The following is a 2,670-nucleotide window of genomic DNA, read 5'->3' on the forward strand; positions in this document are numbered from 1 at the left end:
TCAGCCATACGGACGCGGGTCAGGAAAGCCTGCGCAGCAACGGCGCGGGCTTCGCACTGTCGCAGAGCTGGAGCGAGACCGGGCTGCTGGAGCGCCAGACTCTGGTTAATGGCGGCGCAGCGAGCCTCACCATCTGGAACGGCGCTATCGTTACGACGTGCTGGACCGTCTGGTGGGAATAAAAGATCCCCACTGGGGCGAGCAGGATTTTCGTCTGAACGGCAACGGGTAGGTGACGGCGGAGCGTCGGAATGGACGCTGGCGTCAGGCGAAACCGTTCGGTTACGACAGCGAACAGAACCTGTGTGAAGTCTCGGAGATTATCGCCGCATCGGGCGTACCGCTGTCGGTATCTCAGGCCGTATCCTCGAGCGCGGCGACGTGCGCTATGAGTATGGCGCTTGCGGTAGGCTGAGCCGCAAGCGAGACGCGCTACGAGTGGGATACGCAGGACCGGTTACGGCGGGTGAGCCTGCCGGACGGGGCGCGGTGGCTACGATGCGGCGAACGAAGAAGTGTACTGCGAGCTGCGTTATCAGGGGCAAATTTACGACGCGGAAACGGGACTTTACTACAACCGGCATCGTTACTGTGATGCGGACAGTATATCTCGCCGGACTCGATAGGGCTGTGTGGGGGTCAGGGTCACAGGGGTATGTGCATAACACGTGGGTGGGTTGATCTGCTGGGGCTGACGCCGAAGGAAGGTCAGAGCAACATAGTATATCGTGCTTTGACAGAGCAAGACGCTGCAAGATTAGCCCGCGGGGAATCTATACTAGGTAAAACATTGGGTGGTAACTGGAGTGCTGCTGAGCATGTTGCAAATCGGTATTTATCTGTGGCTTCTAATGCTGCTGGGTGGTCAGCTAAAAATAGCCCTTGGATATCGACAACCAAAGATTTAGATATAGCTAGATCATATGATAGTGGCCATGGAATAATAGAAATAGATCTCAACAAAGTTAGTTCGACAAATGTTGAAGTGTGGAAAATAGCTCCTAGGGCAAATGGGACTGAAGGATTACCCTATCATAGGTCTATATGGACACAAGAGGTTACTGTATATAAAGATATACCTAACTCTGCTATAAAAGGTGTTATAAAATGAATGTGGAAAAACATAACGCATTAGAATTGCTGAAAGAAACTGGTAGTCGATTTATTTACCCATTAAAAATGGGGGGTGAAGTAAATGAAGAATTGTTTAATGGCCTTTTATTGGTCGCAGAAGAAATAACCAGGGTGTTTAAAAGTGATGAGTTAGTTCCCAAGAAAATACTATCTGAGCTATACTTGTTGTCTGTGGGAATAGATTGCGAAAACTATCATCATAAAAATAATTTATTAGATAGTATGTCAAAGAAAATAATGCACTGCTTCAATTTGGTTATTGCTGGAGAGTCAGTGGATGATCTTAAACCAAAAGGGCCAAGGATAATATAAGTGAGTGATGCTATTTTCTTTTACAGAGTAAATGAACCATATGGGGTTTTTTCTAATTTCTTTAAGTGTAATTTAATTATTGACTCTATAACTTGGCCTACAGTCGAACATTATTTTCAATCTCAAAAATTTCAAGACGTAGTGTTAAAAGAAAAGATACGTAATATTTTTTCTCCGATGGATGCTGCAAAATTAGGTCGAGACAGATCTCTTCCTTTAAGAAAAGATTGGGACGATGTAAAGAATAATATTATGCGCTTTGCGGTTTTGGAAAAATTCAAACAAAACAATGAAGCTAAAGAAATATTATTATCGACTGGAGATGCTTTGCTAGTAGAGCATACCCATAATGATAATTATTGGGCCGATGGTGGAGATGGTTCCGGAAATAATATGCTTGGTATCATATTAATGGAAACAAGAGAAGCTTTGAAGGTATAAAGTATCCGGAAACGATCACTCGATCCTTCCGGCTTTTTTATTTTATTAGCGGTCAGGTTAGCCGCTATAAATTAATCTGCATCTCAATAATAATCCTGTCCCTTTCCACCGTAACGGTGAAAGGCATCCCGGTGATACAGCCGAACTTTTCGAGTTGGCGGCTTTTAAGGTTGGTGGTGGAGGGCGGGTTGAGCTTGCCGTTATGCGGGGCGTATCCCACGATGTAGTAACGCCCTACTTTCAGTTTCTTTTCTTTTTAGTCGCAGGTATGCAGGTATAACGCTCACCAGCAATGCTGGAGCTGTTCGGTCACGGCTTATAACCGCTTCAGTCAGGTCATCTCCGAGCGGTTACCGCGCGCAGGTCGACGGGCTGCTGGCACCGCTGCAACAGCAGTGGCAATCAGGACGGTTATCGGCGCTGGGCGTAGGCTCGCATCAGGCCTTGTCGTTCAGCCATACGGACGCGGGTCAGGAAAGCCTTCGCAGCAACGGCGCGGGCTTCGCGTTGTCGCAGAGCTGGAGCGAGACCGGGCTGCTGGAGCGCCAGACGCTGGTCAACGGCGGCGGCAGCGAGCCGCACCATCTGGAGCGGCGCTATCGTTACGACGTGCTGGACCGTCTGGTGGGGATAAAAGACGCTCACTGGGGCGAGCAGGATTTCCGTCTTAACGGTAACGGACAGGTGACGGCGGAGCGTCGCAATGGGCGCTGGCGTCAGGCAAAACTGTTCGGTTACGACAGCGAACAGAACCTGTGTGAAGTCTCGGAGATTATCGCCGCA

Annotated in this window: 7 protein-coding genes and 1 pseudogene; 7 read left to right on the top strand and 1 reads right to left on the bottom strand. The window is 48.7% G+C overall.

The genetic code is table 11. The features are described from left to right. The 6 genes from Q7O77_RS17015 to Q7O77_RS16735 form a co-directional block, all read left to right on the top strand. Positions 1-182, top strand: a 182-nt coding sequence (locus Q7O77_RS17015) for a hypothetical protein (protein WP_369696233.1), incomplete at its 5' end; no start/stop codon positions are given. 50 nt (positions 183-232) lie between these two features. Next, positions 233-415, top strand: coding sequence for a hypothetical protein (locus tag Q7O77_RS17020; protein WP_369696234.1), 183 nt, complete (start codon positions 233-235; stop codon positions 413-415). Between the two features lie 100 nt (positions 416-515). After that, a complete protein-coding gene (locus tag Q7O77_RS17025) occupies positions 516-626 on the top strand; it encodes a hypothetical protein (protein ID WP_369696235.1) in 111 nt (36 codons plus the stop codon). 29 nt (positions 627-655) lie between these two features. Continuing rightward, positions 656-1,111, top strand: a complete 456-nt coding sequence (locus tag Q7O77_RS17030) for a hypothetical protein (protein WP_369696236.1) — start codon at positions 656-658, stop codon at positions 1,109-1,111. Then, a complete protein-coding gene (locus Q7O77_RS16730) occupies positions 1,108-1,446 on the top strand; it encodes a hypothetical protein (protein WP_304169867.1) in 339 nt (112 codons plus the stop codon). Before Q7O77_RS17030 ends, Q7O77_RS16730 begins: the two co-directional genes overlap by 4 nt. After that, entirely contained in the window at positions 1,447-1,887 is a 441-nt protein-coding gene (locus Q7O77_RS16735) for an NADAR family protein (RefSeq protein ID WP_304169869.1), read from the top strand. It begins immediately after the preceding gene. 64 nt (positions 1,888-1,951) lie between these two features. On the opposite strand, the gene Q7O77_RS16740 is transcribed toward Q7O77_RS16735, so the two are convergent. Continuing rightward, the gene (locus Q7O77_RS16740) at positions 1,952-2,107 is read right to left on the bottom strand and encodes a SymE family type I addiction module toxin (protein ID WP_304169871.1); all 156 of its coding nucleotides are present in this window, start codon (positions 2,105-2,107) and stop codon (positions 1,952-1,954) included. 128 nt (positions 2,108-2,235) lie between these two features. On the opposite strand from Q7O77_RS16740, the pseudogene Q7O77_RS16745 reads away from it, so the two are divergent. Further along, positions 2,236-2,670: pseudogene (locus tag Q7O77_RS16745) on the top strand (type IV secretion protein Rhs); the annotation flags it as partial.

Source organism: Lonsdalea britannica, assembly GCF_946477055.1.
Classification (GTDB): domain Bacteria; phylum Pseudomonadota; class Gammaproteobacteria; order Enterobacterales; family Enterobacteriaceae; genus Lonsdalea; species Lonsdalea britannica_A.

What these genes read in the sequence shown, in the direction of transcription:
- Q7O77_RS17030 (WP_369696236.1), top strand. Translation starts at nt 656, where the DNA reads ATGTGCATAACACGTGGGTGGGTTGATCTGCTGGGGCTGACGCCGAAG.
- Q7O77_RS16730 (WP_304169867.1), top strand. Translation starts at nt 1,108, where the DNA reads ATGAATGTGGAAAAACATAACGCATTAGAATTGCTGAAAGAAACTGGT.